The 17,045-nt window shown below is 65.0% G+C and carries 17 protein-coding genes; 15 read left to right on the forward strand and 2 right to left on the reverse strand.

Annotated elements, in window-relative coordinates:
- Nucleotides 1-35 precede the first annotated feature (35 nt).
- Entirely contained in the window at nt 36-1,241 is a 1,206-nt protein-coding gene (locus G452_RS0102845) for an aminopeptidase (RefSeq protein ID WP_022660750.1), read from the forward strand.
- A 74-nt stretch (nt 1,242-1,315) separates the two neighbouring features.
- On the opposite strand, the gene G452_RS20360 is transcribed toward G452_RS0102845, so the two are convergent.
- A complete protein-coding gene (locus G452_RS20360) occupies nt 1,316-2,134 on the reverse strand; it encodes a TM2 domain-containing protein (protein WP_051141969.1) in 819 nt (272 codons plus the stop codon).
- A gap of 249 nt (nt 2,135-2,383) precedes the next feature.
- Here G452_RS20360 and G452_RS0102855 point away from each other — a divergent pair, with 249 nt between their 5' ends.
- From G452_RS0102855 to mnmA, 7 genes are all read left to right on the forward strand, one after another.
- Nucleotides 2,384-2,950, forward strand: a complete 567-nt coding sequence (locus tag G452_RS0102855; protein ID WP_022660751.1) for a nucleotide exchange factor GrpE — start codon at nt 2,384-2,386, stop codon at nt 2,948-2,950.
- A gap of 110 nt (nt 2,951-3,060) precedes the next feature.
- On the forward strand, nt 3,061-4,986 hold the full coding sequence (gene dnaK / locus G452_RS0102860; RefSeq protein WP_022660752.1) for a molecular chaperone DnaK: 1,926 nt from the start codon (nt 3,061-3,063) through the stop codon (nt 4,984-4,986).
- Nucleotides 4,987-5,226: 240 nt separating this feature from the next.
- Nucleotides 5,227-7,218 carry a type 1 periplasmic-binding domain-containing protein gene (locus G452_RS0102865; RefSeq protein WP_022660753.1) on the forward strand — a complete coding sequence of 664 codons (1,992 nt, stop codon included), beginning with the start codon at nt 5,227-5,229 and terminating at the stop codon, nt 7,216-7,218.
- Between the two features lie 28 nt (nt 7,219-7,246).
- A complete protein-coding gene (gene gatC / locus G452_RS0102870) occupies nt 7,247-7,531 on the forward strand; it encodes an Asp-tRNA(Asn)/Glu-tRNA(Gln) amidotransferase subunit GatC (protein ID WP_022660754.1) in 285 nt (94 codons plus the stop codon).
- 35 nt (nt 7,532-7,566) lie between these two features.
- Complete coding sequence (gene gatA / locus G452_RS0102875; RefSeq protein ID WP_022660755.1) at nt 7,567-9,027, forward strand: Asp-tRNA(Asn)/Glu-tRNA(Gln) amidotransferase subunit GatA; 1,461 nt, start codon at nt 7,567-7,569, stop codon at nt 9,025-9,027.
- Nucleotides 9,028-9,067: 40 nt separating this feature from the next.
- A complete protein-coding gene (locus tag G452_RS0102880; RefSeq protein WP_022660756.1) occupies nt 9,068-9,634 on the forward strand; it encodes a hypothetical protein in 567 nt (188 codons plus the stop codon).
- A gap of 15 nt (nt 9,635-9,649) precedes the next feature.
- On the forward strand, nt 9,650-10,735 hold the full coding sequence (gene mnmA, locus G452_RS0102885) for a tRNA 2-thiouridine(34) synthase MnmA (RefSeq protein ID WP_022660757.1): 1,086 nt from the start codon (nt 9,650-9,652) through the stop codon (nt 10,733-10,735).
- Between the two features lie 6 nt (nt 10,736-10,741).
- Here the strand turns inward: mnmA and G452_RS0102890 are convergent, their stop codons facing one another.
- Nucleotides 10,742-11,254: a tetratricopeptide repeat protein gene (locus G452_RS0102890; RefSeq protein WP_022660758.1), complete on the reverse strand. Its 513-nt coding sequence runs from the start codon at nt 11,252-11,254 to the stop codon at nt 10,742-10,744.
- 93 nt (nt 11,255-11,347) lie between these two features.
- Between G452_RS0102890 and G452_RS0102895 the strand changes: the two genes are divergently transcribed.
- From G452_RS0102895 to G452_RS0102925, 7 genes are all read left to right on the forward strand, one after another.
- Nucleotides 11,348-12,631 (forward strand): MiaB/RimO family radical SAM methylthiotransferase, encoded by a 1,284-nt coding sequence (locus tag G452_RS0102895; protein ID WP_022660759.1) that lies wholly within the window; start codon nt 11,348-11,350, stop codon nt 12,629-12,631.
- A gap of 91 nt (nt 12,632-12,722) precedes the next feature.
- A complete protein-coding gene (locus tag G452_RS0102900) occupies nt 12,723-13,604 on the forward strand; it encodes a YicC/YloC family endoribonuclease (RefSeq protein ID WP_022660760.1) in 882 nt (293 codons plus the stop codon).
- Nucleotides 13,605-13,611: 7 nt separating this feature from the next.
- Nucleotides 13,612-13,884, forward strand: coding sequence for a DUF370 domain-containing protein (locus G452_RS0102905; protein ID WP_022660761.1), 273 nt, complete (start codon nt 13,612-13,614; stop codon nt 13,882-13,884).
- A complete protein-coding gene (gmk, locus tag G452_RS0102910; protein WP_022660762.1) occupies nt 13,877-14,554 on the forward strand; it encodes a guanylate kinase in 678 nt (225 codons plus the stop codon). Before G452_RS0102905 ends, gmk begins: the two co-directional genes overlap by 8 nt.
- Nucleotides 14,551-15,267 (forward strand): orotidine-5'-phosphate decarboxylase, encoded by a 717-nt coding sequence (pyrF, locus tag G452_RS0102915; RefSeq protein ID WP_022660763.1) that lies wholly within the window; start codon nt 14,551-14,553, stop codon nt 15,265-15,267. Before gmk ends, pyrF begins: the two co-directional genes overlap by 4 nt.
- Complete coding sequence (locus G452_RS17805) at nt 15,264-16,172, forward strand: tetratricopeptide repeat protein (RefSeq protein ID WP_022660764.1); 909 nt, start codon at nt 15,264-15,266, stop codon at nt 16,170-16,172. Before pyrF ends, G452_RS17805 begins: the two co-directional genes overlap by 4 nt.
- Complete coding sequence (locus G452_RS0102925; RefSeq protein WP_022660765.1) at nt 16,172-17,041, forward strand: HDOD domain-containing protein; 870 nt, start codon at nt 16,172-16,174, stop codon at nt 17,039-17,041. Before G452_RS17805 ends, G452_RS0102925 begins: the two co-directional genes overlap by 1 nt.
- Nucleotides 17,042-17,045 lie beyond the last annotated feature (4 nt).

Below are 17,045 nucleotides of genomic sequence, written 5' to 3' on the forward strand. Positions count from 1 at the left end.
GCATCCCGATGCCCCGGCCAAGACTTGGAGACGACATGAGCAGAATCACGAGCACGGATCTGGAAAACTATGCCGAGGTGCTGACCTGGGCCATGCGCACCTCGCGCGCCGAGAAGCTGCACAACGGCGACGCCGTGGTGGTGCGCTTCGACTATCCGGCCATCCGGCTCGCCGAGGCGCTGTACACCAGGCTCGTGGACGAACATCTCAATCCGGTTCTTCGTCTTTTGCCCACCCCGCTCATGGAGGGCGAGCATTACCTGAACTCCAGCTTCGGCCAGCTGGTCTTTCAGGAACCGGGCGAGGTGGAGTTGTATGCGGGCTGCGCCGGGGTCATCACCGTCTATTCGCCCCTGGAGCTGACCCACCTCGCGGGGATCGACCCGCGAACCATCCAGGAGGGCCGCCGCGCCCGGCGAGCCGTGTTCGAGGTCATGGAGCGGCGTCGGCGTTCCGGCAGGCTCGGCTGGACCTCCTGCGTGCTGCCCAGTCCCGCCCTGGCCAATGCCGCGGGGCTGTCCCTGGACGAGTACGAGGAGCGCTGGCTGCGGGCCTGCTGGCTGAACATGCCCAGCCCGGTCAAGGAGTGGCGGCGCATCCGCGAGGAATTGTCCGAAATTTCGTCCTGGCTCGACTCCCTGGACATGGAGAGCGTGCACGTGCAGGCCGCCAACGTGGACCTGACCTTCGCCCCCGGCGACAACCGCCGCTTTCGGGGCATGCTCGGCACCAACGTGCCCGGCAGCGAGGTGTTCATCTCCCCCGACTGCCGCAGCGTGCGGGGCCGTTTCTGGTCCGACCTGCCGTCGGTGGAGCTGGGCAGGGTGGTTCTCGGCGCGCGGCTCGACTTCGAGGGCGGTGTCGCGGTCCGGGCCGAGGCGCAGACCAACGCGCAGTTCTTGCAGCAGCGGCTGTATGCGGATGCCGGGGCGCGCAAGGTGGGCGAGTTCGCGCTTACGGACCGTCGCTTTTCCCGCGTGGACCGATTCATGGCCCACACCATTCTGGACGAGAACCACGCGGGCGAGCACGGCAGTTGCCACATCGCCCTGGGAGCCTCCATCCCGGCCACGTTTTCGGGTCCGCAGGAAATTCTCACGCCGGAGATGGAGCTGGCGCTCGGCTTCAACTCCTCCGGGGTGCACTGGGATCTGGTGAACACGGAAGACAAGCTCGTCACGGCGAAGACCGCTGACGGCTCCGAGGTCGTCATCTACGAGGACGGGGAGTTCCGGCGCTAGAGCCGGAACTGTTGAAACCGTATCGGAATCGGCGCGGCGTCCCCGGGAACGCCGCGCCGATTCTGTTTTTCGGGCTATTCCTGGAGCAGGGCCTGGCCCTCGCTGTCCTTGTGGACGTTCAGGATCGCCAGCACGATGTCCAGCAGATACCACATCAGCAGTCCCCCCAGGGTGAAGATCTTGAGGATGCCGAGCACGCGGTGGCCGAGATAGAAGCGGTCCATGCCGAAGAATCCGCCCATGATGGCCAGCAGCAGGCAGACGCTCTGGTAGCGGCGTTTCGGCCGGACCAGGGCCTCGCCCTCGGCGTCGGTGCGGATGCGCCCCGTGATGACCAGGTAGAGGTCCAGCAGCTGCCAGAGAATGACGATCAGCAGGAGGGGCCAGAAGAAGATCCCGGAACCCGTGGGGTGGCGGAACGGATTCGAATTGTACCAGAAAAAGGACGCGTAATAGAGCAGGCTTACGCCGAGCCGCGTGAAGCAGAGCCTGCGGAAGCCGAGGTAGAGGTAGTGCACGCCGAGCCCGGCTCCGAAGACGGTGAGGATGAGATAGGTGAGGGTTTCCTTGTTCTCCGAGCCTTCCAGCGGGACGCCGTTGACGTCCTTGGGCTTTCCGCCCACGAGCAGGTAGAGGTCGATGAGCCACCAGATGAACAGTCCGCCCAGGGTGATCATCTTGAGGATGCCGGTGCCGATCTTGCCGAGGTAGAAGCGGTCCAGTCCGGTCCAGCCGAGAAGCAGGCTGAGCACCACGGCTACGGAATACACCCTGCGGGGAGCGTTATCAGCGCTCTCCGGAGCCGGGCGCTTGATGGTGCCCAGCAGCCATTTCCACTCGTCGGCGTAGGCCGAGGACGGTACGGATTCCTCGTTGACGTTTTCCTGTTCCATTGTCGTCTCCTTTTCATGCACGATTACGGTTGGTTGTTCGTCCGCATACGAAGACGGCATACCAGATGGGCGGCATGAATGCCAGTCTTTGGATATGTTGAAACAGTGAAGAAGCGATCCGGGACGCAACGCGGCGGGTGTCCGTTTTGTCCTGTTTTTCCCGCCCGGACCGTTGACATCGGTTCCCTGGTGCTTATCCCTTCTGGGCAACGGGGCGTGGCCCCAATTACCAAGAGCAAGGAAAGACAGATGAGCGAAGAGAAGAGCACTGAATCCGCGAAAGCCGAGGCCGGTCAGGCGGACGGCGTGACCCAGGAGATCGATCTCTCGGAAGAGGAACTGGAAGCGCTTTGCCGAGAACGCGTCTGCCCCGCCTGCAACGTCATGCAGGAGGCCGAGAATCTGCGTCTGCGCGCCCTGGCCGACACCGAGAACATCAAGAAGCGTCTCCTGCGGGAAACCGAGGAGTTGAGGAAGTACGCCGGGGAGAACATCCTCGCGGACCTGCTTCCGGTGCTCGACAATCTCGACCTCGCGCTGGAGCATGCCAAGGGGCTGGACGCCTGCGCGGATTTCGTGGTCGGCGTGGAAATGACCCGAAAGATCTTCCTGGATACGCTGGAGCGGCAAGGCCTCTCCTCGATCCGCGCTTCCGCAGGGGAAGAGTTCGACCCCAACGTGCACGAGGCGGTGGGCATGCTCCAGAATCCGGAACTGCCCGACGGAGCCGTGGTCCATCTGGTCCAGCGCGGCTACGCCCTCAAGGGGCGGCTGCTGCGGCCCGCCAAGGTCATGGTCAACAAGCTGGAAGGCTGAGCAATCGACCTGCATCCGCCCCCCTTTACAACGTGGCGGAGCGTCTTATCTTTGTATCGTTGCAGTGAACCGACAAATTTATCTCCAGATTTGAATGAGGAGGACGCATAATGGGTAAAATCATAGGAATCGACCTCGGAACCACCAACTCCTGTGTCTACGTCATGGAGGGCAAGGATCCGAAGTGCATCACCAACCCCGAAGGCGGACGCACCACGCCTTCCATCGTGGCCTTTACCGACAAGGAGAGGCTCGCGGGTGAGATCGCCAAGCGTCAGGCCGTGACCAATCCCGAAAAGACCATTTTCGCCATCAAGCGGCTCATGGGACGCGAATTCGACGCCCCGGAAGTGACCAAGTGGCTCGAGCATTGCCCCTACCGCATCGTCAAGGGCAAGAACGGAGACGCCTGGGTCGAGGTCGCGGGCAAGAAATATTCCCCGCCTGAAATTTCGGCCATGATCCTGCAGAAGCTGAAGAAGGACGCGGAAACCTACCTCGGCGAGGAAGTCACCGAGGCGGTCATCACCGTTCCCGCCTACTTCAACGACTCCCAGCGCCAGGCCACCAAGGACGCGGGCAAGATCGCGGGCCTGGAGGTCAAGCGGATCATCAACGAGCCCACGGCGGCTTCCCTGGCCTACGGATTCGACCGCAAGGCCAACGAAAAGATCGCGGTCTTCGACCTCGGCGGCGGCACCTTCGACATTTCCATCCTGGAAGTGGGCGACAACGTCGTGGAAGTGCGCGCCACCAACGGCGACACCTTCCTCGGCGGCGAGGACTTCGACCACAAGATCATCGAGTATCTCGTGGAAGAGTTCAAGCGCGAGAACGGCATCGACCTTTCCAAGGACCGCATGGCCCTCCAGCGGCTCAAGGAAGCGGGCGAAAAGGCCAAGAAGGAGCTGTCCTCGTCCATGGAGACCGAGATCAACCTGCCGTTCATCACGGCGGACCAGTCCGGTCCCAAGCACCTGATGATCAAGCTCTCCCGCGGCAAGCTGGAGCGTCTGGTCGAGAGCCTGGTGGACCGCACCGAGGCCCCCTGCAAGAAGGCCCTGGCCGACGCGGGCCTCACCGCCGCGGACATCGACGAGGTCATCCTCGTGGGCGGCATGACCCGCATGCCCCTGGTGCAGGCCAAGGTGAAGGAATTCTTCGGCCGCGAGCCGAACCGCTCCGTGAACCCGGACGAGGTCGTGGCCATGGGCGCGGCCATCCAGGGCGGCATCCTGGCGGGCGACGTCAAGGACGTGCTCCTGCTCGACGTGACCCCGCTCTCCCTGGGCATCGAGACCATGGGCGGCGTGATGACCAAGCTCATCGAGCGCAACACCACGATCCCGACCCGCAAGTCCCAGGTCTTCACCACGGCCACGGACAACCAGCCCAGCGTGTCCATCCGCGTGTTCCAGGGCGAGCGGCCCATGAGCGCGGACAACATGCTCCTCGGCAACTTCGAGCTTTCCGGCATTCCGGCCGCGCCGCGCGGCGTGCCCCAGGTCGAGGTCACCTTCGACATCGACGCCAACGGCATCGTCAACGTCTCGGCCAAGGATCTCGGTACCGGCCGCCAGCAGTCCATCCAGATCACCGCTTCCTCGGGCCTTTCCGAGGACGAGATCAACCGGATGGTCAAGGACGCCGAGGCGCACGCCTCCGACGACAAGCAGAAGCAGGCCCTGATCGAGGCCCGCAACCAGGCCGACAGCCTGGCCTATACCACTGAGAAGTCCCTGCGGGACATCGGCGAGAACGTGGACCCGGTGCTCAAGGGCGAGATCGAGACCAAGCTGGAGGCCCTCAAGGCCGTCATGGACAGCGAGGACGTCGAGACCCTGAAGAAGGCCACGGACGAGCTGGCCCAGGCTTCGCACAAGCTGGCCGAGAAGCTCTACGCCCAGAAGAGCCAGGCCGCGGGCGAGGGCGGACAGCCCGGCCCCGAGGGCGCAGCCGCCGGTCCTTCCGCCGGAGCGTCGGCGGGCTCGGATGACGACGATGTGGTCGACGCGGACTACACCGAAGTCAAATAGCCCTGAAAACGTAATGAATTCAAAAGGCCGCCGGTTTTCCCGGCGGCCTTTTTCATGTCTTCGCCCTGCTCGTGCGCCGTCCGGTTCGCTCCCCCGCGCGCTGGCGCAGGGAGCCGATCCCCAGGCAAAAGCCTTGCTCGGCCCGGCACTTGCCTTGCGGCGTCAACCAGTATAGCCTGTCCCCGCCCGTTTCCAAGGGCTCATGCACGGTTCACGCACCACGCCAACCGGAAGAGATCAATGATTCGAATGCAACACGAGATACCCCGCATTGCGGCCCTGATCCTGCTGGGAATCCTGCTCTTCGGCGCTACAGGCTGCCAGAGCGGAATGCAGATCAACCGGCGCTCCCTGGAGAGCGCCGCGACCCTGCCGACGCCTCAACTGAAGCAGGAGGCGGACACCGCCTTTGCCGAAAATCGTTGGGCGCAGAGCGAGTTCTACTACCAGCGATTGGTGGAGCGCCAAGACCTTGCTGAAGAACAGCGGCCCGAAGCGCTCAAGCGCCTCGCGGACAGCGCCCTGCGCGCCGAGCACCCCATGCAGGCCCGCTTCGCCCTGGAACAGTGGGCCGCGATTCAGCCGGACGCGGCGAACGGCTGGCAATACAACGCCCTCCTGCTCGACGCCTACCGCGCCCTGGGCCGCGAAAGCGAGCTGGCCTCGCTCAAGGACAAGCTGCTCAACGACGCCTCCCTGACCTGGGCCTTGCGCCACCGCGCGGGCGTGCGCCTGGCCCTCGGCTACGCAGCGGAAGGGCAGAATGCCAAGGCCCTGCAGACGCTTGAGGAATTTTACGCCAAGGCGCCTTCGACCACAGCGCGCGGCGAGATGGAAGCGACGTTCTTCAAGGGCATGCAGGATCTTTCGAGCGTGGACGCGCTTGCCAAGGCCGTGCCCGCGGCGAAGCGTCTTTCCTTCCCTGGTGCCCTGGTGTTTTTCGAGCAGGCCCGGCGCGAAGCGCGCGGCGGCGAAAAGGGCTGGGACGCGGCCTGGAAGACCATGCGCGGCATCCTTTCCAACGCCGACCTTGCGGACAAGGTCATGCTCGGCGACATCCTTCAGGCCCTGGAGCGCTCCAACGGCCAGCCCCGCACCGGAGTGGTCCTGCTCCTGCCCATCACCGGGCGCTACCAGGACGTGGGCCGCAAGATCGTGCGCGGCGCGGGCGCGGCCCAATGGATGCTCGCCAACCAAGGCGTGGAGCTGGACATCAAGGTCGTGAACACGGATGCGCCGGACTGGCTGGAACGGCTGCGCAACCTGCCGCCGGAATATGCCGTCGTGGGCGGGCCGCTGCGGGTTTCCAGCTTCAAGTCCCTGGAGGAGAGCGGCGAGCTGGCCCGGCGTGCCGTGTTCGGGTTCCTGCCTTCCCTGGGGGACGCCCAGGAAGGGCGGCAGGCCTGGCGCTTCTTCCCCTCGCGCGACGACGAAGTGCGCGCCCTGGTGCGCATCGCCTCCCAGCGTCTGGGCATCCGCAACTTCGGCGTGCTCAACCCCGCGGAGCCGTTCGGCACCGAGATGGCCGACATCTTCCGCAGGCAGGTCATGCTGGCGGGCGGCAACGTCACATCGCAGCAGTCCTATGCGCCCAAGGATTCTCCCAGCTGGGGGCGACGGATCGCCGCCCTGCTGAACGTCCCGTCCAGCTTCGACAAGGAGGCCCCCCTGCCGGAGGCGAATTTCGGCGCGGTCTTCCTGCCGGACGGCTGGTCCCAGGCGCAGCTGCTGGTGCCCAACTTCTTTTTCTACGACGCCACGGACATGGTCTTTCTCGGACCGAACCTCTGGAGCAGCGCCCTGGACCGCGTCACGGACGTGGAGGAAGCGTATTTCCGGCTGGCGATTTGTCCCGGCGCATGGAACCAGCAAAGCCTGGGCGCGGAAAAACTCCAGGCTCTGCTGGACTCCGAGGGGCTGGGGCAGGCCGATCTCTGGGTGGCCATCGGATACGACTGGCTGCGCATGACGGCCGGGCTGGGAGCGTTGCCTTCCGGCTGGACCCCGGCGGACGTCAACGCCCGGCTGCAAAACCTGCACATGGAATTCAGCCTTGCGCCCATGACCTGGGACGCGGACGGCGTGACCTATCAGGACATGTATCTGTTTACGCCCGGCCCGAACGGCGGCACAGTGCTCGCCGACCCGGACGCCATTGCCGAGCGGTTCGCGCGGGCCAAGGCCAAGCGCGAGGAACGCCGCAGGCTTTGGCGTCAGAACCAGAAAAGATAGCAAGGCACAAGAGAAAGGAGCCCGACGCATGAAGATCAGCCCCGAAGAGGTGGCCCGCGTGGCGCGCCTGGCCCGGCTCGACCTCTCCGAGGAGAAGGTGGAGCTGTTTTCCGGCCAGCTTGGCGATATTCTTGACTATATGGACAAGCTCGGCGAGGTGGAGACTGCGGAGGTGGAACCCCTCTACAGCCCCGTGGAGCACGTCACCGTGCTGCGGCCCGACGAAACCGCCAAGGAATACAGCCGCGAGGAAATCCTCTCCAACGCGCCCGAAACCGACGGCAGCCATTTCATCGTTCCGCGCATCGTCTGACGCCCGGCCCGCCACCTTTGCCCAACGGAAGAATCATGTCCGAACTTCATCAAAAGACGTTGACCGAATTGCGCTCCCTGCTGCTCGCCGGGAAAGCCACGGCCGAACAGGCCGTTTCCGACTGCCTGGGCCGCATCGAGGCCACCGAGCCCAGCGTGCGCGCCCTGCTCCAGGTGCGGGGCGAGGACGCCTTGGCCGAGGCCCGCGAACTGGACAAGGCCGGTCCGGATCCGCAGAAGCCGCTCTGGGGCATTCCCCTGGCCGTCAAGGACGTGCTCTGCACGCGCGGCCAGCGGACCACCTGCGGTTCCAGGATTCTCGAGAATTTCACCCCGGTCTTCGACGCCACGGCCGTGGCCCGGCTGCGCGAGGCCGGCGCCGTGCTCGTCGGCAAGACCAACATGGACGAATTCGCCATGGGCTCGTCCACGGAGAACTCCGCCTATTTCCCGACCCGCAACCCCTGGGCGCTCGACCGGGTTCCGGGCGGTTCGTCCGGCGGCTCCGGCGCCACGGTGGCCGCGCGGCAGTGCCCGGCGGCTCTGGGCACGGATACAGGCGGATCCATCCGGCTGCCCGCGTCCTTTTGCGGCCTGGTCGGCCTGAAGCCCACCTACGGAAGGGTTTCCCGGTTCGGAATGGTGGCCTACGGATCCTCCCTGGACCAGATTGGTCCCATGACCCGCTGCGTGGAGGACGCCGCCCGCGTGCTCGGAGTCATCGCCGGGCATGATCCGCGCGACTCCACGTCGGTGGACCGGCCCGTGCCGGACTACGTGGCCGCGCTGGAACAGCGCAGCGACCTTTCCGGCCTGCGCATAGGCCTGCCTGAGGAATACTGGGGCGAGGGCCTCGCGCCCGAAGTGGCCGCCGCCTGCGGCGCCGCCGTGGAGAAGATGCGCGCGCTGGGCGCGACCACCGTCCCTGTGAAGCTCTCCATGACGCAATACGCCATCGCCACCTATTATATAGTGGCCATGGCCGAAGCCAGCTCCAACCTGGCCCGGTTCGACGGCGTGCGCTACGGCTACCGCAACCGCGAGGCGTCCGAGCTGATCGACATGTACACGCGCAGCCGCACCGAGGGCTTCGGGGACGAGGTGCAGCGCCGGATCATCATCGGCACCTATGTGCTTTCGTCCGGTTACTACGACGCCTACTACCGCAAGGCCGCGCAGGTGCGCCGCCTGCTTCGCGAGGATTTTCTGAAAGCCTTCGAATCCTGCGATCTCATCGCCGGTCCGGTCTGCCCGACCACGGCCTTCAAGGTCGGCGACAAGGCCGATCCGCTTCAGATGTATCTCATGGACATCTTCACCATTTCCGCGAACCTCGCGGGACTGCCGGGCATGAGCCTGCCTGTGGGCCTCGGCGCGGAATCCGGGATGCCCGTGGGCTTGCAGCTCATGGGACCGTCCTTCAGCGAGGAGAGCATGCTTGCGGCGGCGCATTGCCTGGAACAGGCTCTGCCTCCGCTGCCCGCGCCCTCGCTCTGATCGCGGAGGGCGCCTGGGACCGGGAGGCCCGGAGGGGAGAATGGGACGCGGCAAGACCGGAGCTTCGGACGGAGCGCAGGCTGGGGCGTCGGTCCATTGCGGATTTTGCCTCGGCGGGCTGCTGGCCTGGGCCGCGGTAGCGGCTCCCCCGGCGTGCGCCGATGCGGGCGGACCGCTGCTCACGGCGGTCTTTCTGGACGCGGCGCTCTTTTCCTGGGGCGAGTTCGCCGCCGTGCTGGTGGAATGGATCTACCTGCGGATCTGGATCAAGGGGATTTCCACGGGCAGGGCGCTGTGGTGGTCCGTGCTGATCAATTCCCTGTCGGCGCTGCTGGGCATGCTGCTGCTTCTGGCGCTGCTCCCCCTTTTCCCGGAAATGCTCTCGGATCGCCCGGACATGCACGAAACCAGCCTGCACATGTGGCTGACCCTGGGCCTGGTCCTGAGCTGGCTGGTCAGCGTGGGCTCGGAGCGCTGGCTCCTCGGCCTCCTGGCGCGCAGGCGGGGGCTGGCCCTGCGCCATCCCTGGCGCAACAGCATGTGCTTCAACGCGCTCAGCTACGTCGGGCTTTCGGGCATGGCGGTCTGGCTGCTGTATATCCTGTAGATTTCAAGGAGACGAATGCGTTCGAGCGATGCGAGGCGCGTGGTTGCGGCGGTCAGCGGCGGCATGGACAGTTTGCTGGCGCTGGCCCTGCTCAAGGAGCAGGGGCACGATGTCGTGGCCGCGCATGGACTTTTCCTGCCGGATTCCAGAGCGGATTCCCCTTCGGTGCAAGGGCTTGAGCGCCAGTGCGCCGGGCTGGGCGTGCCGCTGCGCGTGCTCGACATGCGCCGGGAGTTCCGTCGGTGCGTCACCGACGTCTTCGCTGCGGAATACCGCGCCGGGCGCACGCCCAACCCCTGCGCGTTGTGCAATCCCCGCATCAAGTTCGGGGCGCTTTTCGAGCTCGCTCGGGAGTTCGGAGCCGAGGCCGTGGCCACGGGACACTACGCCTGGCTGGACGCGGCCGAGGAGTATGGAGCGGGACCGCTCCTCCTGCGGGGCACGGACCTTTCCAAGGACCAGAGCTACTTTCTTTCGCTGCTTCCTCCGCGCGTGCTGGACAAGGTCATCTTCCCGCTGGGGGGGCTGCGCAAACGGGACGTACCCGCGGAGCTTGCGCGGCGCGGGCTTGTTCCGCCCCTGTCCGGCGAGAGCCAGGAGATCTGCTTCATCCCCGGCGACGATTACCGGGCCTGGCTTGAGGCGAACGCTCCGGACCTGCCGGGCGGCGGCGCCATGCTTGTCCGCAACGCCGAAGGCAAGGCGGAACAGGAGGTCGGGCGGCACGGCGGCCTCTGGCGATATACGCAGGGACAGCGGCGCGGGCTGGGCGTGGCCTGGAGCGAGCCGCTCTACGTCCTCGACAAGGACACGGCGCGCAACGCGCTGATCCTTGGGACGCGGGAACAGGGGAACTGCATGGCCTGCGAGGCCGGAGAGGCGAATTTGTTCGTCCCGGCGGAGAAGTGGCCGGAAAAGCTGCTGGTCCAGACCCGCTATCGGCAAAGGGCGGAGCCTGCGAAAGCCTGTCTGGTGGCGGGCCGGTTGCGGCTGCGGTTCGAGCGTCCGCACGAACGGCCCGCCCCGGGCCAGGTGGCCGCGCTCTACGACGAGCAGGGCCGCGTTCTGGCCGGGGGGATTCTGGACCGCGTTCTGGATTGAATGGGTTTAGTTCTCGTCGACCTTGATCAAGAGCGACTTTTCGTTGCGCTGGTCGAGGCGGCCGCGCTCGTAGGCGGCTTCCATGCGCCGGATGACCTCGGCGGCGTCGAGATTTCTCACCGAGGCGCGCTGCGCCTCCAGACGCACGGCTTCTCCTATCTTCTCATTGTCGTAGGGGCGGTAGTTCATGAGCCTTGCCAGCGCGCCTCCGGGGCCGGACTTGCCAATCTCGGTCAAGTCCAGATAGAAGGCGGCCTCCGGGTCGTCGGGCAGCTTCTGGAGCGCTTCGGTGAGCTGGGTTTCCGCTTCGGCGTATTCTCCGTTGTGGATCAAGGCCTTGCCGAGCATGATGCGCGTCCGTGCCGAATCGGGATGCTCAGACAGCGACTGTCTGTAGAGGGCCACGGCCTGGGCCGGATCGTCGGCCATGGCCATGGAGGCTTGGGTCCGGGTGGAGCAGGCGGTCAGGGTCATGATCGTCAGCAATAACGCGGCGGATATTTTTGATGTCTTGTTCATGGCGTGCCTCCTGGGCATGCGGGGTTACGGGACCGATGGTCCTGTGTTATTCTCCAAAGATAGGACGTTAGGGAAAAAAGTAAAGGGCTTCCGATGGACAAACCCGCACGGCGCATATTCACGGCCACCCTCGGCTGCAAGATCAACCAGTACGAGACGCAGGCCATTGTCGAGGCCTGGCGCGACGGCGGATACGGGCACGCGGAACATGCCTCGGACGCGGATGTGATCCTCGTGAACTCCTGCGCAGTCACGTCCAAGGCCGTGGCCGACCTGCGCAAGACCGTGCGGCGGCTGCACCGCGAAAACCCGGAAGCGGGAATCATCGTCACTGGCTGCGCGGCCCAGGTCTTGCGCGAGGAGCTGGCCGAGTTGCCGGGCGTGGTCAGGGTCGTGCCCCAGGAAAGCAAATCCGAACTGCTGCGCCCCCGCTCCGGCTCCTTCTCCATCAGCGACTATCCCAGGGCTCGCGCTGTGGTCATGGTGCAGGACGGCTGCTCCCACGGATGCACCTATTGCATCGTGCCGCTCACGCGCGGCCCCTCGCGCAGCAGGGAAGTGGCCGAGATATTGGACGAGGCCGAGAAGCTTTTGGAGGCTGGATTCCACGAGCTGATCCTCAGCGGCGTCAACCTGCGGCAATTCGGGCGCGACCTCGCCCCCGGCCCCTCCGGCGATCATCCGGATTTCTGGGATCTGCTGCGGATGCTGGAAGAGCGGCTTTCCCGTTTCGCGGGCCGGGCGCGGCTCCGGCTCTCCTCGGTGGAGCCCGGCCAGCTCGGCGGCAAGGCGTTGGAGGTTCTCGGCGGGTCGAAGCTGGCCAGCCCGCATCTGCATCTGTCGCTTCAGGCCGGAGATCCGGAGGTGTTGCGGCGCATGGGCCGGGGACACTACCGCGCCGAACAGGCCGAGGAGTTTCTGGAACGGCTTTCGACCCGCTGGCCGATATTCGGACTCGGTGCGGACCTGCTGACGGGCTTTCCGGGAGAAACCGAGGCCCAGTTCGAGAACACCCTGGACTTTTGTCGGCGTCTGCCTCTTTCCTACGCACACGTTTTCCCGTACTCTTCCAGACCCGGAACCCCAGCCGCGAACATGCGGGACAAGGTGCCGGCGGCGGAGAAGAAACGGCGCGCCGCGCTTCTGCGCGAACTGGCCGAAGCCCGGAAGACCGCCTTTTTGGAGCGCGTTTCCCGCCTGGAACGGGTGGACGTGCTCGTGCAGGATGTCCGGGGCAACGGGGTCTGCGAATATTACGCTCCCTGCCGGTTCACCCGGCCCGGACCCGAAATCGCGGCGCGGGCCTTGGTTCCCGCGCGTCCCGTGGGGGTGCGGCGCGGCGTGGTCCTGGTGGAGCCGCTGGAGCGGGCGGAATAATGAAATTTAATGAAAGTCATATATTTTTAGATAGTTGAATTGTCAGTGGAATAATCGATACCCAGGGCGCGAGCCGCGCCAAGGAGTTCATATGCCCGTGAGCATGACTGGTTATGGCCGAAGCGAAGGCGGTGGTGACGGCTTCAGTTTCGTATGGGAACTGCGCAGCGTCAACGGCCGTTTTCTCGACGTGAAGTGGAAGCTGCCTCCCTCCATGCGCTGCAAGGAGCAGGAGTGGGAGAAGCTGTTGCGGTCGGTGGGGTCGCGGGGGCGGGTCGAGGCCAGCCTGAACCTGGAAGTGGCTTCTCCCGATCTGCTCGGCGTGCAGCTCAACGTTCCCCAGGTCCGGGCCATGATCGAACAGGTCCAGTCCCTGGCCGAAGGGTACGGAGAAACCTTCACGCCTGATTTCAATAGATTTTTGTCCATCCCGGCGCTCTGGCGAGACAATTCTTCGGAGCCGGATCCCAAGCTGGCCGCCGAGGTGGAGAAGGGGCTCGCCGCCTGCGTCGCGGACTGGCAGCGCAGCCGGGAAGCCGAAGGCAAGGCCCTGGTGGCGGACCTGCTGGCGCGCATCGAGGTGCTGGGAGGGCTGTCGGAGCGAATCGCCGAGCGCGTTCCCGTGGTGCTCGCGGAGAAGCGCGAGGGGCTGGTGCGGCGCATCCGCGAGATGATGGAAGCGTCGGAAGCGGTCTTCAGCGAGGAGCGCATGCTCCAGGAAGTGGCCATCCTCACGGATCGACTGGATGTTTCCGAAGAGTTGACCCGGCTCGCCGAACACCTCAAGCGCATGGCGGAAGTGCTCGGACGCGACGGGGATGTGGGCAAGCGGCTCGATTTCCTTCTTCAGGAAACCTTCCGGGAGATCAACACCTGCGGCAACAAGGCCCAGGATACCGAGGCCAGCCGTCTTGCCGTGGATTTCAAGGCCGAGCTGGAGAAATGCCGCGAGCAGGTGCAAAACATCGAGTAGGGTCGGTATGCAGAACATTTCAGCCAAGCAGCGGCTGCTGAACATTGGTTTCGGCAACTTCGTGGTCACGAGCAGGGTCATCGCCATCGTCAACCCGGCCTCCTCGCCCATGCGCAGGCTGCGCGAGGACGCGCGCCAGGAGGGCAGACTCATCGACTCCACCCAGGGCCGCAAGACGCGCTCCATCATCGTCACGGATTCCAATCACGTGATCCTTTCCGCCATCCAGGCGGAAACCATCGGCCAGCGCTTCATCGCGGAGGAGACGGTCAATGAGTAGCCTGGAAGCGGACCGCGGGCGCGGCCCCGGAGCCGCGCCGGAAGACCCGGAACGCCTTGGGCTCGTGCTGGTCATCTGCGCGCCTTCGGGCACGGGCAAGAGCACGCTGGTCCGCCGCCTCGTGGAGGAATTCCCGCGCTTCGCCTTTTCCGTTTCCTGCACAACGCGGGCGCCGCGCGGCCAGGAACGCGACGGAGTGGACTACCACTTTCTTTCCAAGGACGATTTTCTTTCCATGCGCGACAAGGGCGAGTTCGCGGAGTGGGCCGAAGTGCACGGCAACTACTACGGAACGCCGCTGGCCCCCTTGCGAAAGGAATTGGACCAGGGCAGGGACGTGCTCTTCGACATCGACGTTCAGGGGGCCATGCAGCTCAAGCGCAGCTTTTCGGACGGACTGTACGTCTTTTTGCTGCCGCCTTCGCGGGCGGAGCTGGAGCGCCGCCTGCGCGGGCGCGGCACGGACGCGGAAGAGGCCATCCGGCGACGGCTGGCCGGAGCCGCCAAGGAAATGCACGCCGCCACGGAGTTCGATCACTGGATCGTGAACGACGATCTGGACCGGGCCTACGAGGAACTGCGCGCCGTGTATCTCGCGGGACGCAGCAAGCCCGTGTTTCTGCCGGGCCTGCTGCGGGGCATCCTGCAAAGCTTCGAGGAGGAAGGATGAGCGAACTGGTGGTGGCCCTGGACTACCCGGAACCGAAACCCGCCCTGGAAATGGCGCGCGGCCTGCGCGGAGTCGCGCCGTGGGTCAAGGTGGGCATGGAGCTGTTCGGCGCGAGCGGCCCGGCCATCGTCGAGGAACTCAAGAAACTCGGCTTCAAGGTCTTTCTCGATCTCAAATTCTTCGACATTCCCAATACCGTGCGGGGGGCCGTGCGCAGCGCGGGCAACGCGGGCGCGGACATGTGCAACATCCACGTGCTCGGCGGCGCGCGCATGGCCGAGGCCGCGCTCGCGGGCCGCTCGGATTCCCGCCCGGAGATGCTGCTCTTCGGCGTGACCCTGCTCACGAGCATGACCGAAGCGGACCTGCCCCTGGATACCGGCGGGATACAGGGACCGGAATTGGCTCTGCGCCTTGCGGTAAGCGCGAAAGCGTATTATTTGGATGGTGTGGTCTGCTCCGGATTGGAAGTCGCGGGGATCAAGGCGGCCACCGCCGGAGACCTGCTCTGCCTGACGCCGGGCATTCGCCCGGACGGCGCGGAGCGCGCGGACCAGCGCCGCGTGGTCACTCCCGCGGAGGCTGTGCGGTTCGGATCGGATTTCCTCGTGATCGGGCGGCCCATAACGGGATCGACCCACCCGGAACGCGCCGCAGAGGCCATCGGCCTTGAGATGGAACGGGCCGGGCGCGAAAACAGAGGAGAAGCATGAGCGATCAGCAGTCCCATTCCCAAGGCGAAGCCAAGCCTGAGCGCGGCAAGGTGGAAGGCGTCGGACGCGACAAGATCAAGGGCGTCTTCTCCACCCAGACCGTGGAAAAGGTCGGCACCGGCACGACGCAGCGCAAGGCCATCCAGAAGACCTACTGGTTCTGCGAGGAGGGCAAGGAGGACTTGATCCAGGTCCAGCCCCTGAACAAGAACTACGTTCCTTCCGGTCCCAGCCGCGCCGTGGCCAAGGAGGAGTTCCTGGGCAAGTTCAACCCGGAACCGGAATTTTACGTCCAGACGGTCTATCCGAAAATGCGCGAACTGGAGAACACCATCAAGCGCGGCGAGGACCACCGCGAGGCCGGAAGGGTCTATTCGGCCGAGCTGGAGTTCAAGGAAGCCACCACTGTGGACGAGGAAAACGTCCGCGCCAATTTCGGCCTGGGCCTGACCTATCTGGATCGCGGCGACGCGGTCAAGGCCAACGACATTTTCGAACGGCTCGTGAACCTGGAGGCGGCGTTCGACCAGGAACACAAGCACCTGTTCAACGACTTCGGCATCAACCTGCGCAAGAACAAGATGCTTGAGCAGGCCCTTGAATACTACCACCGCGCCGAGCGGCTGGAAGGCCACGACGAGAATCTCTTCCACAACATCGCCAGGGTCTACTACGAACTCGGCGATCTCGAACACTGCGTCGAATATCTGAAGCGCTCGCTCCAGCTCAACCCCGGCATGGAAGAAGGCAAGCTGTTCATGGAATATCTCAAGAAGAACGGCTACGTCACTGTACTTCCCGACGGAACGGAAAAGATCGATCCCAATCCGGACGGCATCGTCGGCAGCGGCAAGGGCAAGGGCGACGGCAAGCCCATCGACGTGGACGGAGGCGCGAAGTTCTGATGCACAGCGACGACGCCAAGACGTTTCTGATCGGGCTGCCGGACGTGCGGCACGACCTGCCCTTCTCGCCCGGCCTGATGCACAAGCTCTTTGCCCAGACCGGGGAAAACTCGCTGGCCTCCCTGAACCAGGTGGCCGAGACCATATCCAAGGACCAGGGACTGACGGCCAAGATCCTGGCCGTGGCCAATTCCGCGTTCTACGGGCTTCAGGCGCGCGTGAGCACGGTGCAGCGCGCCGCGGCCGTGCTGGGGCTGGCGGAAATCCGCAACATCGTGGTCGCCTTCGGCATCCGCGCCCTGAGCCGCAAATTTTCCCTGCCCAAGTCTTTCAACCTGCTGGATTATTGGAAGCACCAGTTTTGCGTGGCCAACGTGGCCAAGGAATTGGCCCGGCGGGCCGGGAGTCCGGACGTGGCCAACCTCTTCACCGCCGGACTGCTCCACGACCTCGGCAAGCTGATCACCGCGCTCTATCGTCCCGAAGACTGGCAGGCCATGGAAGATCTCGCCAAGGTCAAGAAGCTGCCTCCGCATAAGGCCGAGGACGAATACTGGGGGCTGGACCACGGCGTGATCGGTTCCCTGGTGCTCAAGTCCTGGGATTTTCCCCCTGAACTTTACGAGCCCGTGAACTGGCACCATTCTCCGCGTCTGGCCGGGGTCTTCAGCGGCGACGCCGCCATGCTCGGCATGGCCGACGCCATTGCCCGCCGGATTTTCGACGGGGTGGACTCCGACCCGGAAGCCGAGGAGCAGATCATCAAGACCTGCCGGCAGTTCGGCCTCGACCCGCAGGAAATCCTGGCCCAGGCCGGGGAGCTGCTCAACGACGAATCCATCGACAAGGTCGTGCACCTGCTCGTCTGACCGG

This window comes from Paucidesulfovibrio longus DSM 6739 (genome assembly GCF_000420485.1).
GTDB lineage: Bacteria > Desulfobacterota > Desulfovibrionia > Desulfovibrionales > Desulfovibrionaceae > Paucidesulfovibrio > Paucidesulfovibrio longus.

What these genes read in the sequence shown, in the direction of transcription:
- G452_RS0102845 (WP_022660750.1), top strand. Translation starts at nt 36, where the DNA reads ATGAGCAGAATCACGAGCACGGATCTGGAAAACTATGCCGAGGTGCTG.
- G452_RS20360 (WP_051141969.1), bottom strand. Translation starts at nt 2,134, where the DNA reads ATGGAACAGGAAAACGTCAACGAGGAATCCGTACCGTCCTCGGCCTAC.
- G452_RS0102855 (WP_022660751.1), top strand. Translation starts at nt 2,384, where the DNA reads ATGAGCGAAGAGAAGAGCACTGAATCCGCGAAAGCCGAGGCCGGTCAG.
- dnaK (WP_022660752.1), top strand. Translation starts at nt 3,061, where the DNA reads ATGGGTAAAATCATAGGAATCGACCTCGGAACCACCAACTCCTGTGTC.
- G452_RS0102865 (WP_022660753.1), top strand. Translation starts at nt 5,227, where the DNA reads ATGATTCGAATGCAACACGAGATACCCCGCATTGCGGCCCTGATCCTG.
- gatC (WP_022660754.1), top strand. Translation starts at nt 7,247, where the DNA reads ATGAAGATCAGCCCCGAAGAGGTGGCCCGCGTGGCGCGCCTGGCCCGG.
- gatA (WP_022660755.1), top strand. Translation starts at nt 7,567, where the DNA reads ATGTCCGAACTTCATCAAAAGACGTTGACCGAATTGCGCTCCCTGCTG.
- G452_RS0102880 (WP_022660756.1), top strand. Translation starts at nt 9,068, where the DNA reads ATGGGACGCGGCAAGACCGGAGCTTCGGACGGAGCGCAGGCTGGGGCG.
- mnmA (WP_022660757.1), top strand. Translation starts at nt 9,650, where the DNA reads ATGCGTTCGAGCGATGCGAGGCGCGTGGTTGCGGCGGTCAGCGGCGGC.
- G452_RS0102890 (WP_022660758.1), bottom strand. Translation starts at nt 11,254, where the DNA reads ATGAACAAGACATCAAAAATATCCGCCGCGTTATTGCTGACGATCATG.
- G452_RS0102895 (WP_022660759.1), top strand. Translation starts at nt 11,348, where the DNA reads ATGGACAAACCCGCACGGCGCATATTCACGGCCACCCTCGGCTGCAAG.
- G452_RS0102900 (WP_022660760.1), top strand. Translation starts at nt 12,723, where the DNA reads ATGCCCGTGAGCATGACTGGTTATGGCCGAAGCGAAGGCGGTGGTGAC.
- G452_RS0102905 (WP_022660761.1), top strand. Translation starts at nt 13,612, where the DNA reads ATGCAGAACATTTCAGCCAAGCAGCGGCTGCTGAACATTGGTTTCGGC.
- gmk (WP_022660762.1), top strand. Translation starts at nt 13,877, where the DNA reads ATGAGTAGCCTGGAAGCGGACCGCGGGCGCGGCCCCGGAGCCGCGCCG.
- pyrF (WP_022660763.1), top strand. Translation starts at nt 14,551, where the DNA reads ATGAGCGAACTGGTGGTGGCCCTGGACTACCCGGAACCGAAACCCGCC.
- G452_RS17805 (WP_022660764.1), top strand. Translation starts at nt 15,264, where the DNA reads ATGAGCGATCAGCAGTCCCATTCCCAAGGCGAAGCCAAGCCTGAGCGC.
- G452_RS0102925 (WP_022660765.1), top strand. Translation starts at nt 16,172, where the DNA reads ATGCACAGCGACGACGCCAAGACGTTTCTGATCGGGCTGCCGGACGTG.